The organism is Phenylobacterium sp. (assembly GCF_030651755.1).
GTDB lineage: Bacteria > Pseudomonadota > Alphaproteobacteria > Caulobacterales > Caulobacteraceae > Phenylobacterium.
Genome location: NZ_JAUSBZ010000123.1, coordinates 1 through 14187, shown reverse-complemented (window position 1 = coordinate 14187; position 14187 = coordinate 1). Strand labels below are relative to the sequence as shown.

The following is a 14187-nucleotide window of genomic DNA, read 5'->3' as shown; positions in this document are numbered from 1 at the left end:
TCGCCGCCTCGATGGCCTTGACCCGACACTGCTGGTCGAAGGCGTAGCGGGTCTCCTCGGTCACCTGGGACAGGACGCTCCAGGCGGACTCTCCCGCCGGACCCCGCACCAGGGCCTCATAGGCGAAGGGCTGGCCGGTCTCCATGTCCATGATCGGCTGGAAGGCCATGGAGATGTCGAAGTCGAGGCCGGCGCCGTCTCGGCAGCCCTGGCAGGGGGCGGGGGGCGTCTTACGCGCGGAGGTCATGGGGGCTTCCCTGGAACAATCGTCCGCAACCTGGCCCGGAAAGGTTGAATCAAGGGTGGAGGGCCCCCGCGACAGCCGGTCGCAGGGGCCTTGCGCCTCAGGTCCCCTGGCGCGCCTTGCCGCCGGGGGCCGACTGGATCAGATCGAGGATGGCCTCGGTGACCTGGGGCTCCAGGCCTTCGGTATGGCCCTTGTTGATCCGCACCACGTCGGCGACCACCCGGCCGTCCTGGCAGTCCTGCCAGGCGTAGATCTCCGCTACGCCCGGCGCGGCGGCCAGACCCCAGACCTTGTAGGTCGAGCGGGCATAGTCCCAGACGTGGCCGGGCGTCTCGTCCACCACGTCGGGCCGGCGGACCCGGGGGCCGCAGGCGTATTTCTCCGCCCAGGGGGAGGTGTCGGGCAGGGATGCGATCTCATGCTCGCCGATGGCGAAGATGTGGGAGATGTCGCAGGCGATCTTCATCTCGCCCGGCATGGCGGCCCGGGCCGGGGGCGGGGAGCCGTCGGCCAGCGGCGGACCAAAGGCGGCGACAAAGGGCGCCTGGCCGATGCGGCCGCCCGACAGGCTGAGCCAGCCATCCACCTTGTCCTTGAAGAAGTCGCTGCAGACGATCCGGCTGGAGGTGAAGCCCCCCTGGCTGTGGCCCGCCAGCCAGAAGGCCGCCACATTGGAGCGGCCGACCTTCTCGAACACCATCTCGGTGATGTTCTGCAGATGGGCGTCGTCGGCGCCGCCGTCCCAGCGGCGCACCGGCGGGCCGCCCGGCCACATGGCCGTCTCGGTGGCCGCCGTCGGGGTGGCGACCACCAGCCGGCGCTGATCGGTGTAGTCGACGGCCGGGAAATAGTGCCGCTGCCAGTTGCCGATGGAGCCGGCGCCATGGAGGTTGAGGATGACCGTCACCTCCTCGCCGGGCTTCAGGTCGCAGGGCATGTCGAGGAAGAAGCTGCGCCCGGTCTTGGGATCGGTGACATTCCCCAATTCCGCCAGGGCGCCGGTGGCGCTGGCGCATTCGGCGCCCGAGCAGCGGGCCACGGGCTGAGCCTCGCAGGCCTCCTCCCCCAGGGCGGGTCCGGCGAACAGGGCGCCGAAGGCGGCGAGGGTCATCAGTCTGGTCTTCATGGTCGGTCTTTCCCCTTGGCCCGGACTCACGCCAGGCGTCGCCGCCATCCTAGCCGAACGCCGGTCCGGGAGTCTCGTTTCTACGCTCCGGTATTGTCAGTGTTATCTTATTACAAAAGTTCCTTGACCGCCGCCCGCCGCGCGTAGATGTTATAGTATAACATCATGAGGATCGGACGTATGCGGCGACTTCCGGTGACGGTGCTCTCAGGCTTTCTGGGGGCGGGCAAGACCACCCTGCTGAACCACGTCCTGCGCAACCGCGAGGGCCTGCGGGTGGCGGTGATCGTCAACGATATGAGCGAGGTGAACATCGACGCCGAGCTGGTCCGCGACGGCGGGGCCGAGCTGTCGCGCACCGAGGAGCGGCTGGTGGAGATGAGCAATGGCTGCATCTGCTGCACCCTGCGCGAGGACCTGCTGGCCGAGGTGCGCCGCCTGGCCGCAGAGGGCCGGTTTGACTATCTGCTGATCGAAAGCACCGGCATTTCCGAACCCATGCCGGTGGCCGCCACCTTTGACTTCCTCGAGGAGAGCGGGGAATCCCTGCGCGACGTGACCCGCCTCGACACCATGGTCACCGTGGTCGACGCCCTGAACTTCCACCGGGACTATGCCAGCTATGAGCGCCTGGCCGACCGCGGGGAGAGCCTGGGGACCGACGACGCCCGCTCCATCGTCGATCTGCTGGTGGATCAGGTGGAGTTCGCCGACGTCATCGTGCTCAGCAAGACCGATCTGGTCTCGCCGCAGGTGGCCCATGAGGTCGAGGCCGTGCTGCGCGCCCTGAACCCCGGCGCCCGGATCGTCCGGGCGATCAAGGGCGAGGTTCCCCTGACTGACATCCTCGATACCGGCCTGTTCGACATGGAAAAGGCCGCCGCCGCCCCCGGCTGGCGCCAGGCCCTGGAATTCGGCGCGCCTTCGGAATCGGAGGAGTATGGAGTCTCCACCTTCGTCTACCGCGCCCGGCGGCCTTTTCATCCAGAGCGGCTGAAGGCCTTGCTGGAGCAGGAATGGCCCGGCGTCTGGCGCTCCAAGGGCTTCCTCTGGCTGGCCACCCGCATGTCCAAGGCCGGCGCCTGGAGCCAGGCCGGCGCGGCCATGAGCTTCGAATGGGGCGGCTACTGGTGGGCGGCGATCCCGCCGGAGCGTCGTCCCCAGGACGAAGAGACCCGCCAGGCCATCTCCAGCCGCTGGCGCGCGCCCTATGGCGACCGCCGCCAGGAACTGGTGCTGATCGGCAAGGACATGGACCAGGCCGCCCTGACCGCCCTGTTCGACGCCGCCCTGCTGACGCCCGAGGAGACCCGCCGGGGGCCGAACGCCTGGAGCCGCCTGGCCGACCCTTTCCCCGAATGGGGGCCTGCGCCCCAACCGCAAGCCGCGCTCGCCTGAGCGACGCGCCCCCCTTTTTTGCCGAGTCCGCCCATGAAAACCTCCACCGCTCACCTGCTCGACGGGTCGGCTATCGGTCTCTCTGGCCTTTGTCTGATCCACTGCCTGGCCCTGCCCGTGGCCGCCGCCTTCGCGCCCCTGCTGGGGGTTTGGAGTGAGGCCGAATGGGTGCACCTGACCTTCGTCCTCCTGGCCGCCCCCCTGTCGGCGGGCGCCCTGCTCCTGACGCGGCCCCGTCGCCCCCTGGCGATCGCCCTGGCGGCGACGGGACTTGCCCTGATGGCTGCGGCCCTGTCCTATCCCGACGCAGAAACCCTGATGACGGTGGCTGGCGGCCTGGCCCTGGCCGGGGGTCATCTGGTGAACTGGAGAGGCCGCGTCGTCCCACCCCATGTCCATTCGAGCTGAGCACGGCCTGCTTCTGGCGCTCCTGCTGCTCGGCGCCTGCGGCGAACGATCCGCGCAGGCGCCGGACCTGCCGCCGCCGACCCCTGTCGCGCCCACGACGGTCGAGGCCGCCGCGCCGCTGGACCCCGATGTGACCTCAGAGGCGGGCTCCGACGAGGACATGTGGGCGGAGTTCGAGTCCGGCCAATCGCCGATGGTCGAAGAACTGGTCAGCGAGCGGGCCCTGCAGCTGACCTTGCCCACCGCCGACGGCCCCCAGTGGGCGAAGCTGCGCAAGACGTCCGTCTGGGTGGACGAACCAACCCAGCTGTTTCGGGCCCGCCATCCCGCCGAGGTCCGCGCCCTGGCGGGCAAGCCGTTCAAGATCCAGGGCTTCATGCTGCCCCTGGAAATGGCCGAGCGCACCACGCGCTTCCTGATCTCGCCCTATACCCCGGTCTGCTTCTACCACCCGCCGGCTGAGCCGAACGAGGTGATCGAGGTCTGGCTGAAACGGCCCATCCGCGCCGGCTATCACCTGGTGGAGGTGGAGGGCGTCCTGACGCTCACCGACAATGGCGAAAAGGGCCTGTTCTTCCAGATCCACAACGGCGCGGCCCGGGTGGTCCAGGAGGTTGAGGGCGGTCTCTAACCGGCGAGAGCCGCGGCGCTCACCGCCTCCAGGTCCTCGGCCCCTTGGGTCACCGCCGCCACCAGGCCCGGCGCGCCCGCCAGGACCTGGCCGGCATAGAGCCTCAGCAGGGGCAGGCGGGCCTGCATCCACGGATCGTCCGAGCCCGCCGCCGCCAGGGCCTGGCGGGCCAGGACGAAGCCGCCGATGACATCGCCGGCCAACTTCAGATAGGGGGTCGCGCCGGCCGCCGAGGGCGTCCCGCGGTTCTTGAGCAGCCAGTCGGTGGCGGCTTCCAGGGCGGCCACCCCTTGCGCCAGCCGGCGGCCGGCCTCGGTCAGGTCGGCCCGCTCGGTCAGGGCCTCGGCGGTCATGGCCATCTCGGCGCATAGGGCGTCCATCACCGAGCCCTCGCCCATGGACAGCTTGCGCCCGGCGAGATCCAGGGCCTGGATGCCGTTGGTGCCCTCATAGATCGGGCCGATGCGGGCGTCGCGATAGTGCTGGGCCGCCCCGGTCTCCTCGATGAAGCCCATGCCCCCGTGGACCTGGACGCCGAGGGAGGCCACCTCGACCCCCACATCGGTGGACCAGGCCTTGGCGATGGGGGTCAACAGATCCTGGCGCGCCTTGGCGCTGGCCCGGGCCTCAGGGGTGGGGGCCAGCCGCGCCTGGTCGGCCAGGACGCCGGTCATGAAGCAGACGCCCCGGGCCGCCTCGATCTTGGCCTTCATCAGCATCAGGGTGCGGCGCACATCGGGGTGGTCATAGATGGGGGCCGGCGAGGCGCCGCCCCAGGCGGACTTGCCCTGGGTGCGGTCCTGGGCGTAGGCGAGCGCCTGCTGGAAGGCCCGCTCGGCGATGCCGACGCCCTCGACGCCGACCTGCAGGCGCGCGGCGTTCATCATCACGAACATGTGGGCCAGGCCCTGGTTCAGCTCGCCGACCAGCTCGGCCTGGGCGCCGTCGAACATCATCACGCAGGTGGGGGAGGCGTGGATTCCCAGCTTGTGTTCGATGGAGGCGGCCCACAGGGCGTTGGCCTCGCCCAGGGCGCCGTCATCCTTGACCAGCCGCTTGGTGGCCAGGAACAGCGAGATGCCCTTCACCCCGGGCGGCGCATCGGGGAGACGGGCCAGGACCAGGTGGCAGATATTTTCGGCCGCATCGTGGTCGCCCCAGGTGATGAAGATCTTCTGGCCATAGAGTCTGTAGCCGCCGTTCCCGTCCGGCTCGGCCCGGGTGGTCAGGGCGGCCAGGTCCGAGCCGGCCTGAGGCTCGGTGAGGTTCATGGTGCCGGTCCACTCCCCCGACACCAGCCGGGGCAGGACCAGACGCTTCTGCCGCTCGGTTCCGTGCAGGGTCAGGGCCTCGATGGCCGCCTGGGTCAGCATGGGGCAGAGGCCGAACGCCATGTTGGCCGCATGGACCATTTCGAACACCGCCAGCTCCATGGCCTTGGGCAGGCCCTGGCCGCCATGTTCGGCCTCGGCCGACAGGCTGTTCCAGCCCTGCTGGGCGAAGGCGCGGTAGGCGTCGGCGAAACCCGGCGCGGCGGTGACCTTGCCATCCGCATGGCTGGCGCCCGCCTGATCGCCGGCCCAGTTGAGCGGGGCCAGAACCTCGGTGGTGAAGGCGCCGGCCGCCTCCAGCACGGCCGCCACGGTGTCGGCGTCCAGCTCCGGGAAGCTCGTCTCCACAAGGTCCCCATGGCCGGCGACGTTCAGGGCGAAGGCGATGTCGCGGACGGGGGCGCGGAAGGTCATGGGCGGCTCCTGTTGAGGCAGGGCTATTTAGGCCGAGTGACGTTGCGTCACCAAGGCTTGCGGTCCTCAGGGCGACAAGGGGCGGGGTTTGCGGCTATCACCGGGCCGACTTCAGGATGGAACCATGACCATGACGCAAGCCGATCTGGCGGTGGATCGCGCCGCTCAGGCCCTGGCCAGCGGCGCGCTGGCCATCCTGCCCACCGAGACGGTCTATGGTCTGGCCGCCGACGCGGCCGATCCCCGCGCCGTGGCCGCCCTGTTCGAGGCCAAGGGGCGGCCGCGGTTCAATCCCCTGATCGCCCATGTGGCCGACCTCGCCATGGGCCAGCGGGTCGGGGTGTTTGATAAGCGCGCGCTCGCCCTGGCGCAGGCCTTCTGGCCCGGCCCCCTGACACTGGTTCTGCCGGTGGCCGACGGCGAGGCGGTATGCGACCTGGCCCGGGCAGGGCTCGACAGCGTCGCCATCCGGGTTCCAGGCCATCCGCTGGCGCGGGCGGTGATCGCCGCCCTGGGGCGTCCCGTGGTCGCGCCCTCGGCCAATCGGTCGGGGCGCCCCAGCCCCACCACCTTCGCCGACGCCCTGGAGGAGACCGGCGTCTTTGCGCTCGCCGCCCTGGACGGCGGGCCCTGCGCCGTGGGGCTGGAGTCCACCGTGGTCGCCCTGCTGGACGAACCGCGCCTGCTGCGGCCCGGCGCCGTGACCCGCGCTCAGATCGAGGCGGTGATCGGTCCGCTGGCCGAGGCCGAAGATGACGCCCGCCGCTCGCCCGGCCGCATGGCCCGCCACTACGCCCCCCAGGCCCCGGTGCGCCTGAATGTGGCTGCGCCAGAGGCTCATGAGGCCTATCTGGCGTTCGGGCCGGGGGCGCCGGAAGGGCCTCGCGTGTTCAATCTCAGCCCCACGGGGGATCTGGCGGAAGCCGCCGCCCACCTGTTCGCCTATCTGCGGGCGGCCGATCGCACCGCGCCCCGGGCCATCGCCGTGGCGCCTATACCCGCCCACGGCTTGGGCGAAGCGATCGAGGATCGCCTGCGGCGCGCCGCGGGCTTTGTCGGCTAGGGCTTGAGGGGTTAGATTCCCGCCATGACCATTTCCGTTCCCGCCGATGTCGTCTCCCGCCTGAAGGCCGTGCTCGGCGAGGGCGGCTGGAGCCAGGACCCTGATCGCCTGGCGCCCAAGCTGCTGGAGTGGCGCGACCGCTGGAGCGGCCAGACGCCGTTCCTGGCCCTGCCGGGCTCGACCCAGGACGTGGCCGCCGTGGTCGGCATTTGTTTCGAGGCGGGCGTCCCCATCACCCCGCAGGGGGGAAACACCGGCCTGGTGGGCGGCCAGATCCCCATGGGCGAGATCCTGCTCTCCACCGAACGCCTGCGGGCCGTCCGCGATGTGGACGCCCTGGATGACGTGATGGTGGTGGAGGCCGGCGTAACCCTGGCCGGGGCCCATGAGGCGGCGTTGGCCAAGAACCGGCGCTTTCCCCTCGATCTCGCCTCGCAAGGCACGGCGACCATCGGCGGGGTGATCTCCACCAATGCCGGCGGCACCGCAGTGCTGCGCTATGGGACGACCCGGGATCTGGTTCTGGGCCTGGAGGCGGTGCTGCCCAATGGCGAGATCTGGAACGGGCTCAAGCGCCTGCGCAAGGACAATACCGGCTATGACCTCAAGCAGCTGCTGATCGGCGCCGAGGGCACGCTCGGCGTGGTGACGGCCGCCAGCCTGAAGCTGTTTCCCATCCTGCCGTCCCGGGCCACCGCCATGGTCGGCCTGGCCAGTCCCCGGGCGGCGCTGGAGCTGCTGGCCCGGGCCAAGGAGACGGCCGGCGGCGGGGTCGAGGCTTTTGAGCTGATCAGTCGGGTGGGCGTCGACTTCGCCCTGAAGAACATCGCCGGCCAGCGCGATCCCTTGAGCGAGACCCATCCCTGGTACGTCCTGGTCGAGCTGGCCTCTGGCGAGCCGGGATCGGCCGAGGCGGCGCTGGAGAGACTCTTGGCCCAGGCCCTGGAGACCGGCCTCATCGCCGACGGGGTGGTCGCCCAGACCAGGACCCAGGCCCAGGCCCTGTGGTCCCTGCGGGAGAACCAGTCCCCGGCCCAGAAGCCCGAGGGCGCCACCTGGAAGCATGATGTCTCGGTGCCGGTGAGCCGGGTGGCCGACTTCCTGGAGGCCGCCGGCGCGGCCATGACCGGCTTCGCCCCGGGCTGTCGGATCTGCGCCTTCGGCCATGTGGGGGACGGCAACATCCACTATGACGTCCTGCGCCCCGATGGCGGCGATGACGCCGCCCACTCGGCGGCCCGCGACGAAGGATCGCGCCGGGTTCACGATATCGTCGCCAGCCTGGGGGGCTCGATCTCCGCCGAGCACGGCCTGGGGGCGATGAAGACCGAAGAAGCCTTGCGCTACAAGGCGCCGGTGGAGGTGGCGGCCCTGAGGGCGATCCGCGCCGCCCTGGACCCAAAGCGGATCATGAATCCCCGGGTTCACTTCTAAAGACGCGCGAACGCCTTGGCTTTGTCATGAAGACCCGTCAAAGGACCGCGCCATGCTGTTCGTCCTTTCACCGGCCAAGGCGCTGGACTTTTCCGCCCCCGACAAGCTGCTGGGCATGACCGCCCCGCAGTTCGACCAGGATGTGGCCGAGCTCGCCAAGACCACCCGCAAGCTGAGCATCGCCGACCTGAAGCGACTGATGTCCCTGTCGGACAATCTGGCCGAGCTGAACCGCGCCCGGTTCCAGGCCTTTGATCCGCAGAGCGAGGATGGGCTGCAGGCCGCGCTCGCCTTCAATGGCGACGTCTATGCCGGCCTGCGCGCCCGGCAGATGAGCAAGGCCGACCTCGACTGGGCGCAGGATCACCTGCGGATCCTCTCGGGCCTCTATGGCCTGCTGCGGCCGCTGGACGTGATCCAGCCCTACCGGCTGGAGATGGGCACGCGGCTGAAAACCAAGCGCGGCGCCACCCTCTATGACTTCTGGGCCGACAGGATCGCCCTGGCCCTGAACGCCGCGGCCGAGAGCCATGAAGACCCGACCCTGGTGAACCTGGCCAGTCAGGAATATTTCGGCGCCGTCGACGCCCGGGCCCTGAAGCTGCCGGTGCTGACCGTGCGCTTCCTGGAGGACAAGGACGGCCACGCGCGGATCGTCAGCTTCTACGCCAAGAAGGCCCGCGGCCTGATGGCCCGCTGGGCCATCGACAACCGGATCAGCCGGGCCGATGATCTGCGGGGCTTTGATCAGGAAGGCTACCGGTTCGTGGCCGCCGACTCAAAGCCCGGCGAATGGACCTTCATCCGTCAGCAACCAAACGCCGCCGCAGCGGCCTGAATTCACCCGGGGGAGAGCGCGTAATGGCCGCAGATTATGGAATCGCCGGGCATGTGGCCATTGTCACCGGTTCCACCAGCGGGATCGGCTATGCGCTGGCCTCGGCGCTCGCCGAGCAGGGGGTGCATGTGATCCTCAACGGCCTGGGGGACCCCGCCCAGATCGAGACCAACCGGCGCGAGCTGCAGGCCCGCACCAATTCGTCGATCCGCTATCACGGCGCCGACATGACGAGGCCCGACGAGATCGCCGATCTGGTGGACTTCGCCCGCCGGGAGTTCGGCCGCCTCGACATCCTGGTCAATAACGCCGGCATCCAGCACGTCTCGCCCATCGAGGACTTCCCGCCCGAGAAGTGGGACGCCCTGATCGCCATCATCCTGTCCTCAGCCTTCCACGCCACCCGGGCGGCCGTGCCGATCATGAAGGCGCAAGGGCGCGGCCGGATCGTCAATATCGCCTCGGCCCACGGCCTGGTGGCCTCGCCCTTCAAGTCGGCCTATGTGGCGGCGAAATTCGGCGTGGTGGGCCTGACCAAGGCCGTCGGCGTGGAGCTCGCCCGCACCGGCGTCACCTGCAACGCCATCTGCCCCGGCTATGTGAAGACCCCCCTGGTGGAGGCCCAGATCGGCGACCAGGCCCGCTCCCGCGGCATTTCCGAAGACCGGGTGGTGGACGAGGTGATCCTGGCCGCCCAGCCCAACAAGGCCTTCGTCGAATACGACCACCTGGCCGGCATGCTGCTCTACCTCGTCTCCGACATGGGCGCCTCAGCCACCGGCGCCGCGCTCTCGGTCGACGGCGGCTGGACGGCGACGTGAGGGCAGGAAGCCGTCGTCTTCAGGCTTGATCCGAGGACACGCGCCCCAGCAAGGGGCACGCAGGTGCGGTGGCCGTTTGACGCCACCTTCTGACGTTGGCTCTAAGCTAGACTGCAGACATTCCTCCGCGACGATGAGCGTCCGTTTCGGGGTGACTGACAGCGGGCTGAAACGACCCATTGCGAACCTCTGACGGTCCCCTCACAACCAAAGTCATGCTGACACAGATCAGGTCATGGGCCAGGACCTTGAAGCGCGATGTTGTCGCGCTCTGGCTCGCCGCGCGTAGCCCGAGCACGCCGATGGCTGCGAAGCTGGTGGCGGGTGCGGTTGCAGCCTACGCCTTGAGTCCCATCGACCTGATCCCCGACTTCATCCCTGTGCTGGGGTATCTGGACGACCTGTTGATTGTGCCGCTAAGGATCGCTCTCGCGGTTTGGCTGATCCCCGACCACTTGATGGTTGAGTTTCGGGCGGAAGCGGTTGAGCTGGCAAAGCCGGAAAACAGACCGATGGCTGTGGCGATAGTGATCCTGTGGATCGCCGGATGCCTAGCTGCCGCAGCTTGGTGCTGGAGCAAGTTCCTCTAACCACCCACCTCGGCGGTTCCGGACGTCTGCCCTGCGGCCGCCTCTCGGCGATGACGGCGACGGCAAGGATGCACCAGAAGGCGACCTGAGAACAGAGCCAGTAACCGGGCATTGGCTGAACCGCCAGCGCCGCTTGCGTCATGCGGCGGCGCCATGTCAGGTTGTGGCACTTGCACCACTTAGCGAGGCGGAAATGAAGCGCCCTTTCATCGAGACCGGGGTCGCGCTGGGCTTTGTCTTCGTCGCTTTCGCCTCAGCGGAACTCTACGCGTCAACAAGGGGCATCGACGCCCCAGAAGCTAATCGCAGAAGCCCCACGCGGGCGTCTCTATTCGTGCCTGAGACTGTTTTCCTATCTCAGGAGGAGCGTCTTCTAGTTCGCGCCGGCAGAATGACCCCATTCATTGCAGCGGTGCCTTTGGCAGCAAACGCGTGGCGGCGCCGTCGCAAGCCACCGGAACGGACAGAGTGACCCGCATACGGCTATGCGCTCCGGCGGGTTGAGAAGGCGGGAGTGCGCCAATTCCGGAACTTGGCTTAGATCCCGGAACCAGACACTCTTGGCGCGAGTGCACGTCCCAGGCGCCACCGTCCAGGGACTTCAGCCGATACTCGCCGATCGGAGGGTTGGGTGCATAGCGTCCAGATCGACCTTGAGCTCGACACCTCTCCGGGCCGGGCGTTTGCCGCCTTCACCAGAGAGTTCGGTCGATGGTGGCCTAGGGACTACAGCTATAGCGGGGAGTTGATGGAGGACCTCGTCCTTGGCGGCGAACCTGGTGCGGCATGCAGCGAGTTCGGGCCCGAGGGCTTCCGCATCGACTTCGGTCGCATCCTCGAATGGGCGCCACCAGAACAACTGAGTTTTAGCTGGCAAATCACGCCCGATAGCCGGCCCGAACCTGACCCGAACAAGGCGAGCCGAGTGACCATCTGTTTTGCCAAGCTCGGCGGAACCACTCGTGTCAGGCTGATCCACGATCAGTTTGAGCGCCACGGAGACGGAGCCGAGGCCTACGCCGAGGAGATGGGTTCGGCCGAGGGTTGGCCACACATTATGGCGCTGTTCCAAGCGTATGCCGGCCGCCCAACGCTGTGACTGGTCGGCGCCAGCAACGGACCTTGGTGAACCACCGCGAAGCGGATCTTCAGACTAGTAGCGCCGCAGGACGAAAGGATAGCCCTGGCTGCCTAGAAAACGACGAAACCCGCAAGACCAAAGGTCCTGCGGGTTTCTAGAATTAACGGAGGGATTCGAACCCTCGGCACCCGTCAGGGTGCGCCACCTTATCAGGGCGGTGCCATAAACCAGACTCGGCCACGTTACCTCAGAGGCTCTCGCCTATTTCTCAGATGGTGACGCGGTGAAGCTTTTCAAGGTCGACCGCTGCCTTATCGGCCGGAATGGATCTTGGCGGCAGTCGTAAGGCTGACCTGTTCGCGTTTCTCCGGCTCCTGGCGACGCAGGTACGGGGCTGCGGTCCGATTCCAAGCTATGCCAGTGCTGATTGTATTCGCCTTACCGGCAACTTTGAATCTATGAAACCAGCATCCGGCTCATTGGATCTCAGGGTGCCGCGGCCGCCGAGGCCCCCGGCGCCGGCACCGGCGGTAGGGGTAAGGGCGGTGGGGGGGTGTAGTCATCCAAGACTGCAATGACGCGGTCTAGGAAGGGCTCGAACCCAGTCCAGTTGATCAGATCAGCCTCCTTAGCGATCACCTTCTTTGCAAATACAGATTTGGAGATGTGCTTCGACACGTCGAAAGTTTTTTCGTCTAGGTGAAGGATTTTCCCGGCCAGAGGCCGGTTCTTGTCAGCCCCAAAAAGGTCCTCGATGCAGGAACTCGCCCCACCACCGGGCTCGGGTGTCTTCACAACATAGAGGTTGGCAACAAGGTGGTAGAACGGGTCCGTAGTGTTGAGATTTACCGTCTTCCCAAATTTGTTTAGCGCAGCGCTACTGAAATTGCTGAGACCGGAATCACTGTCTAGCAGGATGATTACGGGGTGTTTCAGCGGCTTGTGACCGTATCGAGCGAGGCGATTTTCGTAGCTGACGGCCAGCGTCTTAAGCGTATCACTGCCACCCATTCTTAGGAGCTTATGAATGCTGTTCTCGTAGTTGAAGAAACTAACATTGTAGTCGAAGCCTTGCGCCGAATGTTCACCAAGCCTGGGCTGAAACTTTGCGAGCCGCCGGATAGCATTGCGAAGATAAACCGGATCGGTCAGCCCTTCAGTGACGAGGAGAGGATGCTCCAGAGCGACGAAATAGTCGTAGAAATAAAAGTCCTCATGGGTCCGCTGCCCGAAAATCATAGGCGGTTTTCTCTGGCTCCATGGCTCGCCGACCGGCCTGATGTGCGAAGTGCTCTTCACATGGAAGACATGACCCAGCGCGCCTCTCAGCGGCCGAAGGCTGGTCACCACCGACCCTGGCTTTGTTAAGTCCGCGCCTGGCTTGTAATAAGCGCCGGTCTTGAACAGGGAGTGGCACATTGACCGCACGCCGCGCCAGTATGTCTGGGAAATGTTGACCTTCTCATTGACGGTGAGGCCCGTCACCATCTGCCGCGACGTCTCGACCTGCATGCGGGTCTTCGCGTGATTTATCCTAAAGTCGGACCCTTCAATTTTATCGACTAGCGGATCGCCCAACACCCAGGGGTCATCCGGATTGCTGCCGCCCGTCGCAATCGCCGCAGGAAAGTTCTTCGCGTTGGTGGAGAAAGTGATGTCGTCAGCATAGCGCGAATAGGTGACACGGTGCTGCTTCGCGAACCGCGCCAGGCGCTGATCTAGAATTCGGGCAATGAGGTCTGAGATGATCGGCGAGCAAGGGCTTCCTTGTGGCAGCGCGCCCTGAAAGCAAGCGATCTGTGCAACGATCGTAGCGCCAGCAGGGTTCAAGGCGAACGTCTGGTCCTTGATGAAAAAGCCACGCACCCTAGGGAACGTGAACGTAGGAAAGAAGTCCTCTAGGTCGAGGTTGAGAACGAACCGCCTATTCTTGTGGAGAGCGGCGTTCGTAACAATCGACTGCCCTTGTCGATAGGCGTGAGAAAGCGGTCTGCGTCGGGGCTCCTGAAGCTCAGCGTCGCACTCGTAGAGGATGTTCGCCAGGGCCCGTTGATAGACCTTCAGCTTCCCTATCGGCGCGTGGATTGTCCGCTCACCGCCACTCTTTTTCGGGATGCTGAAGGTTTGATACTTCTGCGCTTCCGGGACGCGATACAGGGTGTGGATGAGGGTTCGCGTCTTCGTATCAAGAAGCACAGCGAAGTCATTCAGGGTCGTCGCAGCCCGAAGCTCAGCAAGGTTCGACAAACGCGCCATCCAAATTGAGACGGCTTACAGGCACTCCTTCCCCCGCATCCGGAAATGCGAATGGATCATCGAATATAGCGTCTCGTGAGGTGTTGAGACGTTGATTCATATGCCGCAATAGCGCGACAACAAGTCTGGCCTGTAAGCCTTCGTCGAAGGTAGCACGCACCCTCTTGAAGCGTCTAGGTCGTGAGGACCGCTGAGAGTTGTAAGAGGTATGCACAACGCTCCATTTTGTTCGGCTAGCTCCGGCGCGGCGAGCGCACGGTCTGATGGAGCGCATGTGAGTGGTGCAGCCTGCCCCTGGAGGCTTGAACCACAGCTGCAAAGCCGCACTTCGGAAAGTCAGCTAGGAACCCGTCCCAGTTGTCTCCGCCCGGCAATAGTCCATAGCCCCGAAGCCGACCTCGCGGCCGCGGCTTTGAGCCCAGCCCGGCCGTTGCGCAGCGCCTCTGACGCGCGGCCACCGCCATGCCGCAGAGTGGACATTCCGAACTTCGGCAACGAGCCCAACTCAGACGGTGGGACGCCCCCACCCTTGACCTGCCGCCCCGTCCC

At 66.6% G+C, this 14187-nt stretch carries 12 protein-coding genes, 1 tRNA gene and 1 pseudogene; 9 read left to right on the top strand and 5 right to left on the bottom strand.

Going from position 1 to position 14187, the window contains the following annotated elements:
- Both Q7V15_RS11530 and Q7V15_RS11525 read right to left on the bottom strand, forming a co-directional pair.
- Positions 1-247: pseudogene (locus Q7V15_RS11530) on the bottom strand (EAL domain-containing protein); the annotation flags it as partial.
- Between the two features lie 97 nt (positions 248-344).
- Positions 345-1373 carry a hypothetical protein gene (locus Q7V15_RS11525; protein WP_304755708.1) on the bottom strand — a complete coding sequence of 343 codons (1029 nt, stop codon included), beginning with the start codon at positions 1371-1373 and terminating at the stop codon, positions 345-347.
- A 180-nt stretch (positions 1374-1553) separates the two neighbouring features.
- Between Q7V15_RS11525 and zigA the strand changes: the two genes are divergently transcribed.
- The 3 genes from zigA to Q7V15_RS11510 are packed head-to-tail and all read left to right on the top strand — an operon-like array spanning position 1554 to position 3810.
- A complete protein-coding gene (zigA, locus tag Q7V15_RS11520; RefSeq protein WP_304755707.1) occupies positions 1554-2771 on the top strand; it encodes a zinc metallochaperone GTPase ZigA in 1218 nt (405 codons plus the stop codon).
- A 33-nt stretch (positions 2772-2804) separates the two neighbouring features.
- Positions 2805-3179 (top strand): MerC domain-containing protein, encoded by a 375-nt coding sequence (locus Q7V15_RS11515; protein WP_304755706.1) that lies wholly within the window; start codon positions 2805-2807, stop codon positions 3177-3179.
- Positions 3163-3810, top strand: a complete 648-nt coding sequence (locus tag Q7V15_RS11510) for a DUF3299 domain-containing protein (RefSeq protein ID WP_304755705.1) — start codon at positions 3163-3165, stop codon at positions 3808-3810. The genes Q7V15_RS11515 and Q7V15_RS11510 overlap by 17 nt, the downstream gene beginning before the upstream one ends.
- Here Q7V15_RS11510 and Q7V15_RS11505 read toward each other — a convergent pair.
- A complete protein-coding gene (locus Q7V15_RS11505; protein ID WP_304755704.1) occupies positions 3807-5555 on the bottom strand; it encodes an acyl-CoA dehydrogenase in 1749 nt (582 codons plus the stop codon). The genes Q7V15_RS11510 and Q7V15_RS11505 overlap by 4 nt on opposite strands.
- Before the next feature lie 124 nt (positions 5556-5679).
- On the opposite strand from Q7V15_RS11505, the gene Q7V15_RS11500 reads away from it, so the two are divergent.
- From Q7V15_RS11500 to Q7V15_RS11475, 6 genes are all read left to right on the top strand, one after another.
- Positions 5680-6618, top strand: coding sequence for an L-threonylcarbamoyladenylate synthase (locus Q7V15_RS11500; RefSeq protein WP_304755703.1), 939 nt, complete (start codon positions 5680-5682; stop codon positions 6616-6618).
- A 24-nt stretch (positions 6619-6642) separates the two neighbouring features.
- The gene (locus tag Q7V15_RS11495) at positions 6643-8052 is read left to right on the top strand and encodes an FAD-binding oxidoreductase (RefSeq protein ID WP_304755702.1); all 1410 of its coding nucleotides are present in this window, start codon (positions 6643-6645) and stop codon (positions 8050-8052) included.
- A gap of 52 nt (positions 8053-8104) precedes the next feature.
- Positions 8105-8890 (top strand): peroxide stress protein YaaA, encoded by a 786-nt coding sequence (yaaA, locus tag Q7V15_RS11490; protein WP_304755701.1) that lies wholly within the window; start codon positions 8105-8107, stop codon positions 8888-8890.
- 23 nt (positions 8891-8913) lie between these two features.
- Positions 8914-9711: a 3-hydroxybutyrate dehydrogenase gene (locus Q7V15_RS11485; RefSeq protein WP_304755700.1), complete on the top strand. Its 798-nt coding sequence runs from the start codon at positions 8914-8916 to the stop codon at positions 9709-9711.
- Between the two features lie 248 nt (positions 9712-9959).
- Positions 9960-10301: a YkvA family protein gene (locus Q7V15_RS11480; RefSeq protein ID WP_304755699.1), complete on the top strand. Its 342-nt coding sequence runs from the start codon at positions 9960-9962 to the stop codon at positions 10299-10301.
- Between the two features lie 631 nt (positions 10302-10932).
- Positions 10933-11400, top strand: a complete 468-nt coding sequence (locus Q7V15_RS11475; RefSeq protein ID WP_304755698.1) for an SRPBCC family protein — start codon at positions 10933-10935, stop codon at positions 11398-11400.
- Positions 11401-11540: 140 nt separating this feature from the next.
- Here Q7V15_RS11475 and Q7V15_RS11470 read toward each other — a convergent pair.
- A tRNA-Ile gene (locus Q7V15_RS11470) sits at positions 11541-11629 on the bottom strand.
- Between the two features lie 239 nt (positions 11630-11868).
- Entirely contained in the window at positions 11869-13629 is a 1761-nt protein-coding gene (locus tag Q7V15_RS11465) for a retron Ec67 family RNA-directed DNA polymerase/endonuclease (protein ID WP_304755697.1), read from the bottom strand.
- Positions 13630-14187 lie beyond the last annotated feature (558 nt).